The sequence below is a fragment of the Tepidanaerobacter syntrophicus genome (assembly GCF_001485475.2).
Lineage (GTDB): Bacteria > Bacillota > Thermosediminibacteria > Thermosediminibacterales > Tepidanaerobacteraceae > Tepidanaerobacter > Tepidanaerobacter syntrophicus.
The window spans coordinates 307898-323744 of sequence record NZ_DF977003.1 but is presented as its reverse complement, the minus strand read 5'-3'; the positions used below and the strand labels follow the sequence as shown (position 1 = coordinate 323744).

The following is a 15847-nucleotide window of genomic DNA, read 5'->3' as shown; positions in this document are numbered from 1 at the left end:
AAGGCTATTGTGTTTTAAACATAGTCGTTTAGTCGCTAACGTATTTCTCCAATGTCTTCCTTACCGCCCCCTTACCAGCCACTAGTTCTGTAAACATATTTTCTACCTTCGGAGCGAGTTTATATTTATAAAGATCTACTCCAAATATTTTTTCATCTGAAAGTATTGGCTTTAATGAATCCGTAAACGGTCCTTTATCTCCCAAAGATATGTCTTTTATATATCCCTGCAATACTTCAAGCATTGGGTCAGGGCTGGGGGCAAATGGCTTTCCTTCATCGTCTATTCCCATAAGGTATCTTAACCAGCCTGCAAAAAATAACGGTATATATGTTAGTGTTGATATGTCTCGCTTCCCAGTTGAAATATATGCCTTGAGAGTTTCGCCAAAGCGCACCGGGATTTTTTGTGATGTGTCACAAGCTATCCGTTGTGGTGTATCAGGAACAAAAGGATTTGGCAATCTTTCTTCTATAACTTCTTTTAAAAATTCTTCCGGTTTTATTATTCCCGGATCTACTACAACAGGCAGCCCTTCCTCATACCCTAGCTTTTCAATAAATTTTTTAAGGTGCTTATCTTTCATCTCGTCCGCAATAGAGGTATAGCCTAAAAGGCAGCCGTATATAGCAAGCGCCGTGTGTAATGGATTAAGGCATGTGCAAACTTTCATTTTTTCTACTTTATCCACGATTTCTCTATCTGTAAAAATTACACCCGCTTCTTCTAAAGGAGGTCTTGAATTTGGAAATACATCTTCTACAACGAGATATTGGGTTTGCTCCGCGTTTACAAAAGATGCGACATATGTATTCTTTTTTGTTTTTATAATTTCCACATCTTCTAGTCCATCAGCTTCCAACATAGCTTTTACTTGTTCAGAAGGTCTTGGGGTGATTTTGTCTATCATTGTCCATGGAAAAGATACGAATTGTTGATTTTGTATATACTCCAAAAAACCTGCATCAACTTTTTTATTTTCTACCCAACTATCAGCAAAAGTTTTCACTGCATCATGTAATTTTGAGCCATTGTGCGAACAATTATCTAGACTTAATAAAGTTATAGGAAGCTTTCCGGCTAAGTATCTTTTGTAGCATAAAAAAGCTATTGTACCCATTAGAGTCTTTGGAGTTTGAAAATTTCCCTCAAGGTCTTCTGCTATTTCTTTTGGATAACTTCCGCTGGAATCCACAAGCGAATATCCTTTTTCTGTTATGGTAAAGCTGGCTATTTGTAGACTTGGATGTGTAAAAATATCAATCAATTTATTTAAGCTATCTCTTACATTCATTGCAGAGGCTATGCTTGCAATTATTTTCTTATCTATGCTGCCATCAGCTTTCAGAGTTATAAGTATACTTAAGTTATCATATGGCGTGTAAGCTTTTTCAATAATTTCTTCATCATAGGATTCACATACGATGATTCCTCGGTCTGAAAGACCTTTATCCAGTAAATCTTGCTGCAATGCCGCGGGAAAAGCTCTAAAAATGTTGCCAGCTCCAAAATGTAACCACATTGGATTTTTAAGAGTGTTTTCTTTCATCTTTTCAATATCAAAATTAGGCAGTTGATATCCTTTCCTCTGCCAGAACTCTTTGTTTTTAAGGTTGGAAATGTTCAATTTCATTTTCATCACCTGTTTTACTTCAGGCCATAAATTAATACCTGAATATTTTCACTTACATACTACCATATTAGTATGTAAGATGTCAATCATTATTTTTTCATATTATGAATTTTTTATAAAAACACAAAAGATAAGAATTCCTAAAAATGTAAGCCATCCTTCATGTTAAATCTTTAAAAACAGGCGGTTTCATGTTATACTTAATTGCAATGTAAGGAGGGTTTTATATGCCGTTTGATGGTTTAACTTTATTTGGAATAACTGACGAATTAAAAAATCTCTTGGTTGGTGGAAGGATAAGTAAAATTTATCAACCTGATAAAAATGACGTAGTACTTAGCGTATATAATAATCGTGAAGAATACAAACTTTTAATATCAGCTCACTCTGTAGACTGCCGTATTCATCTGGCTCGGAAGCCTTTTGAAAACCCATCTTCTCCACCAATGTTTTGCATGCTGCTTAGAAAATATCTTTTGGGAGGAAAAATCGAGGAAATAGTTCAGGATGGTTTGGAGCGAATTTTAAATATCACTATAAAAAACACAGATGAATTTATGCAGCCTGCAGAATACGAAATAGTAGCGGAAATCATGGGAAAACACAGTAATATCATATTGTTGGACCTTCAAACAAAGATAATTATTGATTCCATAAAAAGAATCGGCTTAGATGTTAATAGATACAGGGAAATTCTTCCTGGAAAAACCTATACTAAACCGCCGGTAGAAGAAAAAGTAGATTTACTAATTTCTGACAGAAGCTCTATTATCAATGTTATAAAAGATGCAGCAAAATCCGGCAAAACCAAGACCCTTAGTAAGTGGCTTCTTGAAACCTTTGCCGGTTTTTCAGGGATTTCAGCTCAAGAAATTGCGGTAAGAGCCGGGATTGACCACAAAATACCGATATCAAATTTAAGTGAAGATGATATTGAAGCTCTTACCGATTCCATGATGAAAATACGAGAGGATTTGATTCTGCGCAACTTTGATCCGCGTGTATATTTTAGCAAAAGCAGCCGTGTGCCTTTAGATTTTTGGCTTTTTCCTATGGAAATATATAAAAACGAATTAATTACCGGCGTTTCGAATGTAAATACAGCGGTTGATACCTTTTTTTCTAAAAAAAGAGAGATCTCGGAAATTGAGAAGGCAAAACACAAAATCAAGACTGAAATCGCAAAAATTTTAAAGAAACTCAATCAATCTCTTGAATATCTTGAGGAAAGAAGACAAAGAACTCTTGATTTTGAAAAATACAGGCTTTGGGGCGAAATTTTATCAGCAAACTTATACAATATAAAACCCGGGCAATCAAAAGTTATATTGCCTAATTTTTATCAGCCCGGCGAAGAAATCGAGATTCCTCTTAATGAAAAATTATCGCCTTCGCAAAATGCGCAAAAATATTTTAATAGATATAAAAAACTACAATCTACGAAAAATATTGTCGAAAGTAGGATTTCCAAGATATTGGCAGAAATTGACTATTTGGAAAGTGTGCTTGTAAACATCGATTATAGCCAATCTACGGAGGATCTCGAGGAGATACAACAAGAATTAGAATCACAAGGTTATCTTGCTGCGCCATCACATAAAAAAAGGAGGCAAAAAACAGCCTCTTCTTCTAAACCACTGCAATTTAAATCTTCAGACGGTTTTATAATAAATGTTGGAAAAAATAATAAACAAAATGATGTCCTGACTTTTAAAAAAGCAAAACCTGACGATATATGGCTTCATGCCAAAAATACCCCTGGCTCTCACGTTGTCATCGAAAGCTCAGGGAATGAGGTGCCCGAAACTACCCTTGTGGAGGCAGCAATTCTTGCTGCACATTTTAGTAAAAGCAGAAATAGCAGTAATGTGCCGGTGGATTACACTTATGTAAAGCACGTAAAAAAGCCCTCAGGAGCAAAACCGGGCTTTGTGATTTATTACCATCAAAAAACAATTTATGTTACACCAGATGAAAATATCGTAGCAAAGCTTTCATTCTAAAATAACAACACTATTTTCTCCATCTATCTCCTCTAATCTAACTTCAACTATTTCATCGTTCGAGGTTGGCACGTTTTTGCCTACATAATCCGGCCTTATGGGTAATTCTCTATGGCCTCTGTCAATCAGCACCGCAAGCTGAATTGATTTTGCTCTTCCTAAATCTGCCAGGGCATCAAGTGCAGCTCGTATTGTTCTCCCTGTATAAATTACATCATCGACTAAAATTATGTTCTTATCAGCTATATTAAAATTTATTTCCGTCTTGTGCACTACCGGTTGTAAAGTTAGGCTGGACAAATCATCACGATAAAGTGTTATATCTAAAATACCTACGGGCACCTCTACTCCCTCAATAGAAGAAATGTACTTTGCAAGTCTCCTGGCTAGCGGAACCCCTCTTCTTCTTATGCCTACAAGTGCCAGATCTTCAACACCTTTATTTTTCTCGATAATTTCGTGGCTGATTCTAATAAGTGTGCGATCTATAGCTTTTTCATCCATTATGCGTGCTTTTTCTTCCATTTAATTTCCATCCTTTCTCTGCTCTGCGTATTTATCTCTGAGTATATCCAAAATTTTAGCCATATCATCCGGCATAGGTGCTGAAAATTCAATAAATTTTTTAGTAGTAGGATGGTAAAAACCTAATTTATATGCGTGAAGCGCCTGCCCCTTTATTTCAAATGGCGCTTTTTTTCGCGAATATACCGGATCTGCCACTATCGGATGATTAATAAATTTCATATGAACCCTTATTTGATGCGTTCTGCCGGTTTCAATTCTTGCCTCTATAAACGTAAATTCGCCAAATCTCTCCACTACTTTAAAATGTGTAATGGCGTCTTTGGAATTTTTTGTAGTAACGGTCATTTCTTTCCGTCTTACAGGATGTCTGCCAATAGGAGCATCTATCGTGCCTTCGTTATCTTTGATATCTCCCCAGACTATAGCCTGATAGACCTTTTTAAATTGTCTGTTTTTCAGTTGTTCTACTAAATTAAGGTGCGCTGCATTATTTTTTGCAACTACAATAAGGCCTGATGTATCTTTATCTAACCTATGCACTATCCCAGGCCTTATTTGTCCGCCATTAGATGCTAAATCCTTAGTGTGGTAGAGTAAAGCATTTACTAAAGTTCCTGAATAATTACCGGCAGCCGGGTAAACCACCATTCCCCTAGGCTTATTTATAACAATTATATCTTCATCCTCGCAAACAATGTCTAGCGGGATATCTTCCGGAGTCGCTGAAGGTTTGGGCATTTCAAGAATATTAACCGTTATCTTGTCATTTTGTTTTAGTCTATAATTAGGCTTTGCGCAAAAACCATTAACTAAGACCTGGCCTTCAAGGATGCTGTTTTTTATAAAGCTTCGGGAATTTTCTATTTTCTCTGCTAAAAATACATCAAGCCGCTTTTTTTCGTCATTTTTTTCTACCACAAATTCAAGTTTGCTGCTCAATCTAACCTCCTGCCATTCTTAAATTCTAGTTTTTCCGAATCTAAGCGGAAAAGAAGAAAATATCCTAAAATTATTGTTCCAATAACAATGGCACAATCCGCCACGTTAAAAACAGGCCAAATCCTAAAATCTAAAAAGTCAATTACATATCCATACCTCATTCTGTCTATAAAATTGCCTGCCGCTCCCCCCAAAACCATAGCAAGGGCAATGCCCAATGCCTTTTGTTTGATGGGATATTTTATTAATATAAATGTTATTGCGGAAATAATAATTATAGAAGCTGAAATGAACAAAAAAATTCTTCCACTTAATATACTAAATGCTGCTCCTGTATTTTGCACATAAGTTATATGGAAGACATTTTTTATTATAGGAATCGAATCGAACGGATCCATTGTTTTTTGAACTTGATATTTTGTTATAAGATCTAAGCCCGCTATAAATATACTTAAAATAATATATGGCAATATTGCTACCTCCGGTATTGCGGTTTTTTAACAATTATACAACCATATCTTATAAATTTCAATCTATTCAGTTGCTGTATCTTCGCTAACCGCAATTTCATCTGATGTTTCCGTGATGCAGGTTTTTGAAGCCTCGCATACGTTTTCTTCCTGCGAAATATCCTGATTTTGCAAAATCAAGTTCGATATATCAAGTTCACTACAATCAAGATAATCTAATTGAGACTGAAGGAAGTTTTTAAACCGCGTCTTGTATAGATTAAACTGCCTTAAAAGTTCCTCTGTTTTGTTATTTATTTGGTTGAATTTTTTCTGGGCACCCTCGATAATTTTATCTGCTTCTGCGTTTGCCTGCTTTAAAATAATCTCTCTTTCTTTGCGTGCATTAGCTTTGACTTCCTCAGCAGTCTGTTCAGCTAATACAAGAGTATTTTTTAAAGTAGTCTCGATTTCTCTATAACTTTGTATGGTTTCTTCTAAAAGCTCAATTCGTTCTCTTAAGTCCTTGTTTTCTTTATAAATTTTTTCGTAATTTTCCGTTAACTTCTCTAAAAACTCGTCAACTTCTTCTTTGTTATAGCCCCTCATTGATTTACTAAATTCTTTCTTCTGGATCTCCAGCGGCGACAGGTCCATTCAAAAATCATCTCCTTACCACAAAATTGCAACCAGTAATCTTATAACAATATTTCTTAAAATATCCAAGAAAAATAGAGCAAGCACAGGCGAAAAGTCTAAATAATAGCCTGTATGGCGAGGTGGAATTAACTTTTCTAAAAGCGTTCTAAACGGGAGTAATATCGGCTCTGTAATTTGATATACAAAGTGTGCAATATTAGAACGAGACAAGTCAGGAAAAAAGGATAACACAATCCTAATGAGAATCATTAAATCTAAAAATTGGAATATCATGTTGACTAAATTAATCAGCAAAATTTATGCACTCCTATCTCGAAACCAGTGATGTACCATTTGCGTCATAGTCATCTGCATCAACACCAGAAACATCTATATTATCAGGGGCGAAAATAAATATACCGGCGCCGATTTTTTTAACTGTTCCATTTAGAGCATAAATACTCCCTGCCATAAAGTCAAGCACTCGCTTTGCATTTTCTTTGTCCATTCTTTCTAAATTTACGATTGCTGCACGTCTATTTTTCACTTCATCGGTTATCTCGCGAACTTCTTCAAAAAACTGAGGCTTAAATATAACCATTTTGTTTTTGCTTGTCTGATGAATGTTGATTACGCGACCTGCGGGTTTTTGTTCAGCCCTTACAACATAAGGTTCATATTCGTCTTTTTCAGGTTCTTCAAGTTCTTCATCGCCAATTCCTAAAAAATACATCATCTTGTCTAGAAAGTTTTTTCCACTCATTAAAATTTTCACCTCTTATTTATAAATATTTTTATAGATTACTTAGAGTAATCCCTTGCTCCAAAAATCGCAGTACCAATTCTTACCATATTCGATCCTTCTTCTATTGCTACTTCGAAATCATTACTCATGCCCATTGACAGGTATTTCATTTCGACATTTTTTATAGATTCTTGTTTTATCCTTTCAAATATGCTTCGCATCTCTCGGAAATAAGGTCTTACATCCTCCGGGTTTTCTTTGAAAGGAGCAATTGCCATAAGGCCTTTTACGTTTAAGTTTTCCAAAGAAGCAACACTTTCTATGAAACTTTCGGCATCGGCAGGGTTAATGCCATATTTTGTTTTTTCTAAGCCAATGTTTATCTGAACCAGGACATCAACATTTTTTTGCATCTGCCGCGCCCTTTTTTGTATTTCTTCAGCCAGTGCAAAGCTGTCTAGTGATTGAATCAATGAAAAAAGTTCTAAGGCTATTTTTACCTTATTTCTTTGTAAATGGCCTATTAAATGCCATTCCACATCACCCTTTATTTTATCAATTTTACCGCGGGCTTCTTGGACTTTATTTTCGCCTAATAACGTTATGCCGGCATCTACTGCTTCCTGAATTATTTCAGGAGAAATGGTCTTCGTAACAGCAACAAGGCTGATATCTTTAAAGTTTCTTCCGCTTTTTTCGGCAGCGGTTTTTATTCGTGATTCAATATTTGCGATATTTTCCTTTATAAATAACATGCAATCCCCTCTTTGTACAAATAGTTTAATTATAAGCTGCGTGTTGTGCATCTATATTTCTATATGTTCTCCAAAAATGCCCATAATCCTCCTTTTTAACTGGCAATACTTAAAAAAATTAATAGGAAAAGCCACCTGCTCGCACATCTTCGATGCATGGAACAGGCAGCTTTTCATTCTTATACAGAATTTTTGTTTTTATGTCTCGGTTTATTCTTTGTATGCATATTCAAATATCATATGCCCTGAAACATCTACTAAGAGGCCCTTTATATTAGGTTTGCATAAATATGCAGTCTCTCTAAAATAAAGAGGTATTATGGGCATTTCATCCATTAGCAATTTTTCAGCTTTTGCAAAGTTTTCCATGCGTATTTTTTGATCTGCAGTCTTGCGGTTTTCTTCAAGCAGCCTATCATACTCAGGATTGCTCCAGCGATTATTGGTCTCGGTATTTACACTTTCCATCTGATCAAGCATCGTCATTGGATCTAAATAATCTCCTGTCCAGCCATCCCAACCAATGTTGAAGTTTCCCTGATGCATCTCATCCCAGTATAATTTGGATTCATATGTTCTTATATCAACCTGAACACCAAGATTTTCTTTCCACATGCTCTGGAGCGCTTGAGCCAAATCCTTGTTGGCTTGATCCGCCATGCAGATGTATGTGACAGCAGGAAAGTCTTTGCCATCAGGATAACCTGCTTCAGCTAGCAGTTTTTTTGCCTCGCTAACGTCTTCTGTGAAAAGGTTTCCCACCACATCTCGGTAGTCTTTATCTTTTTCAACACCGTGAGGAATACCATAAGGCACAAACCCAAAAGCCGGTTTGCCTACTGTTTGCAATATCTTTGTAACAAGCTGCTCTCTGTTTATTGATATACTAAAAGCCTTTCTTACTCTAGCATCATCAAAAGGATCTTTTGAAGTGTTTATATCAAGATAATAAACTCCAATCCTTGGGACTCTATGAAATTCCGACGAATCCTTGTATTGTGACATCCCTTCAGGAGTAAGGTTTTGAGATATGTCTATTTCATTGTTCTGATATGCGGCAAGTTCGGTCTCAGGAGAATCTATAAAGGTTATCTCTAAAGTATCTAATTTTACTTTGTCAGCATCGACATAGTGAGGATTTTTCTTTAGAACATACTTTTCTTTGGGCTTGATTTCTGCCATATAAAAAGGACCATTGCTTATAAGAGTTTCTGGAGATTTTGTCCAACCTTCGTTTCCTTCCACAATATCCTTTCTTACAGGCAAGTAGCTGCTAGAACTTAAAAGATCTAGAAAATATGGGGTTGGATTTTCTAATGTAATTTCTAAAGTTCTGTCATCTAAAGCTTTGACTCCTACCTCATCTGCTGTGGCATTTCCATCGTTGTAAGCTTTGCCGTTTTTTATGTAATAAAGTTCATAGGCTGCTTTCGATGCCACATCGGGATTTAATATTCTTTTGAAAGTATACTCAAAATCTTGAGCGGTAAGAGGCTTTCCATCTGACCATTTAGCATTATCTCTGATTTTGAACGTATATTTTGTTCCGGTTTCATCAATAGTATAACTTTCAGCCATCGATGGCGCAAGCTTGCCATCAGGTCCCACTTTAAACAGACCACTAAAAAGGTTTAATAACACATTTGAGGAACGAGCATAAATGTTCAGCGTCGGGTCTAATGTTTCAGCTTCATCGCTCATAGCGTATATAATTTTATTTTTTGAATCCGCCGTGGAAGATTGTTGACCTCCGCAGCCTGCCAGCATAGAAACTATAAGTGTCAAAGCAACTAGAAACACTCCTGATTTTTTCAATATTAATTCCCTCCGATTCATTTATATTTTTGACATATCAATAAAGGTGGCATGCCACCATATGTCCGGCGCCTGCATCTTTTAGCACAGGCTTTTCCTCTGAACATATTTTGCTGGCATAGATACAGCGATTTCTAAACGCACATCCACTTGGCGGATTTAATGGGCTTGGTACATCCCCTTGAAGATGTATCCTTTCACTTTTTTTAGATTCGTCAGGATCAGGAATTGGCGCCGCGGACAGAAGCGCTTTTGTGTAAGGATGAAGCATGTTCAAAAAGATCTCGTCTACTCCTGCATATTCTACCAAAGAGCCAAGGTACATAACGCCCACTTTGTGAGATATGTGCCTTACCATTGAAAGATCATGGGATATAAATAAGTAAGTTAAACCAAACTTTTCTTGAAATTCTTCAAGCATATTAACAATCTGAGCTTGTATAGATACATCAAGAGCTGATATGGGCTCATCGCAAACTATAAACTCGGGTTCGACCGCTAAAGCGCGGGCTATTCCGATTCTTTGGCGCTGACCACCGGAAAATTCATGGGCATATCTGTTTATGTGGTCACTTTTTAATCCTACAAGTTCTACAAGCTCCGCAATTCTGTCAGAACGTGCCTTACCTTCATAGAGGTGATGAACGTCTATAGCTTCTCCCAAAATTTCGCCCACCGTCATGCGAGGGTCTAATGATGCATAGGGATCTTGAAATATGACCTGCATTTTCTTTTTATATGGAAACATTTCTTTTTCGCTAAATTTTGATATATCATTACCATCGTAAAAGATTTGGCCCGAGGTGGGCTCATAAAGTTTTAGTATAGTTCTTCCGGCAGTAGTTTTTCCACATCCCGATTCGCCTACAAGTCCAAAAGTTTCGCCCTTTTTTATGCTAAAACTTACATCATCTACAGCCTTCAAAATGCGCACATTTTTACCAAAAAAGCCTTTTCGTATCTCAAAATATTTTTTTAAGTGTTTTATTTCTAAAAGGTTTTTACTATCTATTTGCATACAATCCCTCCATTTTATATCCGGGTGATTTTGGATGCATAAGCCAGCAGGCAACACTGTGAGTGTCACTAAGTCCTATTTTTTTCGGAGGGTATTTCATGCAGACCTTCATTGCATATTCGCATCTTGGAGCGAAGGGACAGCCGGCAGGAGGTGAAAGCAGATCCGGCGGGCTGCCCGGAATAGGTATAAGTTTACTTTTTTGAGCAGTTACTTTTGGAATGGAGCGCAAAAGACCCCATGTATAAGGATGTTTAGGCTCGTAAAATATTTCTCTAGAAGTGCCTTCCTCTACCAATAAACCACCATACATAACAATGATACGATTGCAAATTTTAGCAACGACTCCTAAATTATGAGTTATTAATATAATTGACATATTTAATTTTTTCTTTAATTCATCCATAAGGTCTAAAATTTGTGCTTGAACTGTGACATCTAGTGCTGTAGTCGGCTCATCAGCTATCAAAAGTTTTGGATTGCAGCTTAGGGCAATTGCAATCATTACTCGCTGTCTCATTCCACCTGAAAATTCATGAGGATATTGCTTTAATCGGCTTTCCGGATCAGGTATTTCTACTAATTTGAGAAGTTCTATTACTCTTTTTTTTGCATCCTCGCCTGATAGTTTTTGATGTATGCGAATTGGCTCCATTATCTGATCTCCGATTGTAAATAAGGGGTTTAGCGAAGTCATTGGATCTTGGAAAATCATGCCGATTTCACTGCCTTGAATTTTTCGCATAAAATTGTCATCTTGTTTTAATAACTCGGTACCGTTAAAATTGATGCTATCGGCTTCAACTTTGGCGTTCTCCGGTAAAAGCCTTGTTACCGAGAGCATTGTAACGCTTTTGCCCGAGCCGGACTCACCGACAATGCCTATAGACTCTCCTTCATCAACATGAAAAGATACGCCCCGCACTGCCTGAACGTTTCCGGCATCAATTTGAAAAGTTGTCTTAAGATTAACCACATCAAGCAATATCATAATTTTACCTACCTATTTTTTTAGTCTTGGATCTAAAGCGTCTCTAAGGCCGTCTCCAATAAAGTTTAATGCAAACATTGTGATGCTTATGGCAAGTACAGGAAAAATCATCTGATAAGGCTGAGTAAAAATAGCCGGAATAGCATCATTTGCTAAAGTGCCCCAACTTGCCATTGGAACCTGAATTCCTATGCCCAAAAAGCTTAAAAAAGCCTCAGAAAAAATAGCTTGAGGGATTAAAAATGTAACTGTTACTATAATTGGACCCATACTATTAGGAACTAAATGTCTAAATATTATACCTAAATTTGAAACGCCTAGCGCTCTTGCTGCAAGAGTGTATTCTTCATGCTTTAAAGATAAAACCTGAGACCTTACGATTCTTGCAGTGCCTATCCAATAAGTAAGGCTGAGTGCTATAAGAATACTTTTAACTGTGTTACCTAAAAACATCATAATTAAAATTATATAAAGCAATGATGGAAGTCCATACAGAACATCTACTATCCTCATCATCACCATATCTACTCTACCGCCAAAATATCCGGCTATACCGCCATATATAACTCCTATTACAAGATTTATTGCGGCAGCCATTACTCCTATACTGAGACTAATTCTTGCCCCATAAAGAACGCGCACAAAAATGTCTCTTCCAAATTTATCAGTACCAAACCAATGTTCTCTTGAAGGAGGCTGGTTTTGAATAGCTATATTTTGACCGTCATAAGTGTATGGCGAAACTATAGGTCCGAAAATAGCAAAAAGCGTAATAATAATTATAACTACAAGGCCGATCATAGCAAGTGGGTCTTTCTTAAATCTTGCCCAGGCATTTTGCCAGTATGACATACTAGGCCTAGATATTACATCGGACTGTTTTTCCGTATCCAAAGCTTTTTCAAAAAGTTCTGGTGGAATTTCATCATATAACGGTGTTTCCATTTTTTTCACCTACTCATCCATTTTGACTCGCGGGTCAATAAGCGCATATAAGATATCAACGATAATATTGGCAATTACAACAAATAATCCAAAAAATAATGTCATTCCAAGAGTTACTGAATAATCCCTATCGCTTATTCCAGTTACATAATAGCGGCCCATGCCTGGAATTGAAAAAAGCTTTTCAACTACAAAACTGCCTGTTAAAAGAGATGCCACTAAAGGACCTAAGTATGTCACTACGGGTGTTATGGCATTTTTCATTGCATGTTTTGCTATAACCCAAAATTCGCTTACGCCTTTTGCCCTAGCTGTACGAATATAGTCTTGACGCATGATTTCCAGCATACTAGACCTCATCAGTCTTGCTATATAGGCAATTGGTCCCAGGGCAAGACCTCCTACAGGAAGTATATAGTGTCTCCAACTCGTAAGTCCATATGTGGGCAAAATCTTTAACTTTACAGCAAATAAGTACATTGAAAGCACAGCTATAACAAAACCGGGAACCGATATACCGATAGTTGCAAATGCCATAGAAGCCCAGTCCATCCATTTGCCCCTTTTTACCGCTGATATTATACCAAGAGGGACGCCTATTACCACAGATACCACAGCAGCTATAGCACCAACTTTTGCTGATACCGGAAAACCAATGCGGATAATTTCGTTGACTGTTCTGTCAGGTTGCTTAAATGAAAAACCCAAATCTCCATGTGCTAGATTTTTTAAGTAGTTAAAATACTGAATATAAACTGGATCGTTGAGGCCGTATCGTTCTTCAACTTTTTTTAATACACTTTCAGGGACATTTCGTTCTTCTGCCGGACTGAAAGGTCCCCCTGGAATAGCATGCATCAAGAAAAATGTTATTGTCACAAGTATGAACATAGTAAGCATACCCGCTAAAATACGTTTTAAGATATATACCGGCATTTAAAAACCTCCTCAGTTGCAGGACTACTTTAAAATATTCTACAATGTACTAAAAAATCCTGCATCTATTTTAAAGTTTTTAGATGAGCTATTTTAAAAAAGCGGGACTTTATCATTAAACCTGAATGCAGATCATTATAATGAATTCATTTTTTGGATAAGCAGGAATTTAGAGTTGCAAGCAGAATTATTTTATTGTAAAGCAAATTCATACCTTAATTTTTTTAAATTATGTTTGGTGAGGTTAATATGGAAATAATAACGATATTGTTAGTTTCAGCTGTGCTTGCCATCTCAGTTATAGCAAGAATTTCAATTTTATACGCTTTGCTTGCTGGATATTTTATTTTTTGCGTATATGCGTTTATAAAAAAATATACAGTTTTTCAAATTGTTAAGATGTCATATATTGGCATTTACGCTGTAAAAAATATTCTTCTTACATTTCTTCTGATCGGTATGCTGACTGCTGTATGGAGAGCTGCAGGCACCATTCCTGCTATTGTGTGTTACGCTATAGAGTTTATTAAACCCTCAATGTTCGTTTTAACAGCATTTCTTTTAAACTGTCTTGTATCTTTTTTAACAGGAACGGCGCTAGGGACAGCTGCTACCATGGGCGTAACTTGTATGATGATATCCGTTGCAATAGGTATAAATCCCATCTTAGCCGGAGGTGCTATCTTATCCGGCGCCTATTTCGGTGATAGGTGTTCACCTCTTTCAACTAGTGCATTATTGATTGCTGAATTAACTTTTACTGACATATTTAAAAATATAAGAAATATGACAATTACTGCAGTTGTGCCTTTTGTCATAACATGTATTATATATGCCTTAACAGGAATTGGTGCATCAAATAGCTATCAGCACACTCTTGATATACAAAGTCTTTTTTCATCAAGCTTTCAACTCGATTTTGCAGTCCTGCTTCCTGCATTTATAATTTTACTTTTATCGCTACTGAAGATAAATGTAAAATTGTCCATGATAGCAAGTATTGTTTCTGCTATAGCAGTTTGTTTGCATTATCAAGGATTAGATATAAACAGCATTTTAAAAACAATGATTTTGGGTTACAAGTCTATAAATCCGCAAATCGCTTCAATGATTAATGGCGGCGGAATTATATCTATGTTGAAGGTTACTGCAATAGTATGTATTTCTTCATCTTACGCCGGCATATTCAGGGAAACGGGTTTGCTTGATAATTTAAAAGACCATATAGCTTCTTTTGGCAAAAAAAGTTCTTCATACAGTCTGGTGCTTTTAATATCAATTATTGTGGGTATCATATCATGCAATCAAACGCTTACTATCATGCTTACACACCAACTATGTGATATGCTCGAATCTGACAAAAACAAATTGGCAATTTATCTGGAAAATACCGCTGTAGTAATTTCACCGTTAATTCCATGGTCAATTGCAAGTGCGGTGCCCCTTGCTACAATATCAGCTCCCACATCTTGTGTACTTGCCGCCTGTTATTTATACTTATTGCCCTTATGGGGACTAATTGTCGAAGCGCTACTTGAGAAAAAATCTCCAAAGCTAGATGAAATATCTTAGGACGCAAAAGACCACCTGTCTAATCATTTTAACGCAATTAAAACAGGTGGTCTTTTTATAATACTTCTTAGCAATTGCTTATATTTTCCTTGTAACTATGATTATTCTAAGTAATGGTCTGAGTGGGGGGACTTGAACCCCCGGCCTCTAGAACCCCATTCGCTCTTGAATGATATGTATTCAGATATAATCCATTGCTAAACCATTTTTTTAGTGTAAACCGTTATATTTTTTAATATTTACTTTTCTGGTTAAAGTGTATATAATAATAATATAAATGTCAATACCTAATTGTGTATTTTGATAAAGTAATGGTAGTTTACATAACATATATTATCGGACGTTGTATTTTATCTATAAATAACTAAAACCTCCTACCCTTTGATATATAAGGCTTTGGAGGTTCTTTACTTTCTATTAAAGCATAAAATAACGGTTAACAAATAATTATTTATCGTAAAACCTCAAAAAGTCCGCCACACGTAGACAAATTAAGGCCTTTTTTAACCTTCTTTTGATAGTGTTAGTGTTGTAATCCTGCTAATGTCTTTTCTGCGATTACCGGTTAAAATCTTGCATCTTAATGCTTATAAGGCCTAATTCTCATTACGTCCGGTTTAATCCCTTTAAAAAGACATTCTTCTGTAACGCTTTCGAGGTAGGGGGTTACGCGCAAAGCCTGTGTGTTGTTTGAAGGTAGGACACTCGGTTTGCGAACATAAAAAAGTAAATGAGCGACTGGGGGGTATCTTGTCCCTTCCAAAGGAATTAAAACGAGCGACGAAATTCGTCGACTGCCCCTTTTTAGGCTTTTTGATTATCTTTGTATATTTTAGTAACACATAAAACCTTACCTTTCCTTACGTCGAATGTTGCATA

Annotated in this window: 15 protein-coding genes; 2 read left to right on the top strand and 13 right to left on the bottom strand. The window is 36.4% G+C overall.

The genetic code is table 11. The features are described from left to right. Positions 1 to 28: 28 nt before the first annotated feature. On the bottom strand, positions 29 to 1633 hold the full coding sequence (locus TSYNT_RS10415; RefSeq protein WP_059033796.1) for a mannitol dehydrogenase family protein: 1605 nt from the start codon (positions 1631 to 1633) through the stop codon (positions 29 to 31). Between the two features lie 227 nt (positions 1634 to 1860). Here TSYNT_RS10415 and TSYNT_RS10410 point away from each other — a divergent pair, with 227 nt between their 5' ends. After that, on the top strand, positions 1861 to 3636 hold the full coding sequence (locus TSYNT_RS10410; RefSeq protein ID WP_059033794.1) for an Rqc2 family fibronectin-binding protein: 1776 nt from the start codon (positions 1861 to 1863) through the stop codon (positions 3634 to 3636). On the opposite strand, the gene pyrR is transcribed toward TSYNT_RS10410, so the two are convergent. The 12 genes from pyrR to TSYNT_RS10350 all read right to left on the bottom strand — a co-directional run bounded on the left by pyrR (position 3628) and on the right by TSYNT_RS10350 (position 13396). Further along, the gene (gene pyrR, locus TSYNT_RS10405) at positions 3628 to 4161 is read right to left on the bottom strand and encodes a bifunctional pyr operon transcriptional regulator/uracil phosphoribosyltransferase PyrR (RefSeq protein WP_059033792.1); all 534 of its coding nucleotides are present in this window, start codon (positions 4159 to 4161) and stop codon (positions 3628 to 3630) included. The two genes, TSYNT_RS10410 and pyrR, sit on opposite strands and share 9 nt — an antisense overlap. Further along, complete coding sequence (locus tag TSYNT_RS10400) at positions 4162 to 5103, bottom strand: RluA family pseudouridine synthase (RefSeq protein WP_059033790.1); 942 nt, start codon at positions 5101 to 5103, stop codon at positions 4162 to 4164. Beyond that, the gene (gene lspA / locus TSYNT_RS10395; RefSeq protein ID WP_059033788.1) at positions 5100 to 5573 is read right to left on the bottom strand and encodes a signal peptidase II; all 474 of its coding nucleotides are present in this window, start codon (positions 5571 to 5573) and stop codon (positions 5100 to 5102) included. Before lspA ends, TSYNT_RS10400 begins: the two co-directional genes overlap by 4 nt. Before the next feature lie 63 nt (positions 5574 to 5636). Continuing rightward, a complete protein-coding gene (locus TSYNT_RS10390; protein ID WP_059033787.1) occupies positions 5637 to 6209 on the bottom strand; it encodes a DivIVA domain-containing protein in 573 nt (190 codons plus the stop codon). Between the two features lie 15 nt (positions 6210 to 6224). Beyond that, positions 6225 to 6485 carry a YggT family protein gene (locus TSYNT_RS12140; RefSeq protein ID WP_373877527.1) on the bottom strand — a complete coding sequence of 87 codons (261 nt, stop codon included), beginning with the start codon at positions 6483 to 6485 and terminating at the stop codon, positions 6225 to 6227. Between the two features lie 34 nt (positions 6486 to 6519). After that, complete coding sequence (locus tag TSYNT_RS10380; RefSeq protein ID WP_059033782.1) at positions 6520 to 6954, bottom strand: cell division protein SepF; 435 nt, start codon at positions 6952 to 6954, stop codon at positions 6520 to 6522. 38 nt (positions 6955 to 6992) lie between these two features. After that, positions 6993 to 7691 (bottom strand): YggS family pyridoxal phosphate-dependent enzyme, encoded by a 699-nt coding sequence (locus TSYNT_RS10375; protein WP_059033780.1) that lies wholly within the window; start codon positions 7689 to 7691, stop codon positions 6993 to 6995. Between the two features lie 210 nt (positions 7692 to 7901). Further along, positions 7902 to 9506: a peptide ABC transporter substrate-binding protein gene (locus TSYNT_RS10370; RefSeq protein WP_059033779.1), complete on the bottom strand. Its 1605-nt coding sequence runs from the start codon at positions 9504 to 9506 to the stop codon at positions 7902 to 7904. Between the two features lie 37 nt (positions 9507 to 9543). Continuing rightward, the gene (locus tag TSYNT_RS10365; RefSeq protein ID WP_059033776.1) at positions 9544 to 10524 is read right to left on the bottom strand and encodes an ABC transporter ATP-binding protein; all 981 of its coding nucleotides are present in this window, start codon (positions 10522 to 10524) and stop codon (positions 9544 to 9546) included. Then, on the bottom strand, positions 10511 to 11515 hold the full coding sequence (locus tag TSYNT_RS10360; protein ID WP_059033774.1) for an ABC transporter ATP-binding protein: 1005 nt from the start codon (positions 11513 to 11515) through the stop codon (positions 10511 to 10513). The genes TSYNT_RS10365 and TSYNT_RS10360 overlap by 14 nt, the downstream gene beginning before the upstream one ends. A 12-nt stretch (positions 11516 to 11527) precedes the next feature. Beyond that, entirely contained in the window at positions 11528 to 12460 is a 933-nt protein-coding gene (locus tag TSYNT_RS10355; RefSeq protein WP_059034327.1) for an ABC transporter permease, read from the bottom strand. A gap of 9 nt (positions 12461 to 12469) precedes the next feature. Beyond that, positions 12470 to 13396 (bottom strand): ABC transporter permease, encoded by a 927-nt coding sequence (locus tag TSYNT_RS10350; protein ID WP_059033772.1) that lies wholly within the window; start codon positions 13394 to 13396, stop codon positions 12470 to 12472. Positions 13397 to 13645: 249 nt separating this feature from the next. On the opposite strand from TSYNT_RS10350, the gene TSYNT_RS10345 reads away from it, so the two are divergent. Beyond that, positions 13646 to 14968, top strand: a complete 1323-nt coding sequence (locus TSYNT_RS10345; RefSeq protein ID WP_059033770.1) for a Na+/H+ antiporter NhaC family protein — start codon at positions 13646 to 13648, stop codon at positions 14966 to 14968. Positions 14969 to 15847: the final 879 nt, after the last annotated feature.

Bases quoted from the DNA above. Each gene is read 5' to 3' on its own strand.
- TSYNT_RS10415 (WP_059033796.1), bottom strand. From the start codon at position 1,633: ATGAAATTGAACATTTCCAACCTTAAAAACAAAGAGTTCTGGCAGAGG.
- TSYNT_RS10410 (WP_059033794.1), top strand. From the start codon at position 1,861: ATGCCGTTTGATGGTTTAACTTTATTTGGAATAACTGACGAATTAAAA.
- TSYNT_RS10350 (WP_059033772.1), bottom strand. From the start codon at position 13,396: ATGCCGGTATATATCTTAAAACGTATTTTAGCGGGTATGCTTACTATG.
- TSYNT_RS12140 (WP_373877527.1), bottom strand. From the start codon at position 6,485: ATGATATTCCAATTTTTAGATTTAATGATTCTCATTAGGATTGTGTTA.
- TSYNT_RS10345 (WP_059033770.1), top strand. From the start codon at position 13,646: ATGGAAATAATAACGATATTGTTAGTTTCAGCTGTGCTTGCCATCTCA.
- pyrR (WP_059033792.1), bottom strand. From the start codon at position 4,161: ATGGAAGAAAAAGCACGCATAATGGATGAAAAAGCTATAGATCGCACA.
- TSYNT_RS10355 (WP_059034327.1), bottom strand. From the start codon at position 12,460: ATGGAAACACCGTTATATGATGAAATTCCACCAGAACTTTTTGAAAAA.
- TSYNT_RS10380 (WP_059033782.1), bottom strand. From the start codon at position 6,954: ATGAGTGGAAAAAACTTTCTAGACAAGATGATGTATTTTTTAGGAATT.
- TSYNT_RS10365 (WP_059033776.1), bottom strand. From the start codon at position 10,524: ATGCAAATAGATAGTAAAAACCTTTTAGAAATAAAACACTTAAAAAAA.
- TSYNT_RS10375 (WP_059033780.1), bottom strand. From the start codon at position 7,691: ATGTTATTTATAAAGGAAAATATCGCAAATATTGAATCACGAATAAAA.
- TSYNT_RS10360 (WP_059033774.1), bottom strand. From the start codon at position 11,515: ATGATATTGCTTGATGTGGTTAATCTTAAGACAACTTTTCAAATTGAT.
- TSYNT_RS10390 (WP_059033787.1), bottom strand. From the start codon at position 6,209: ATGGACCTGTCGCCGCTGGAGATCCAGAAGAAAGAATTTAGTAAATCA.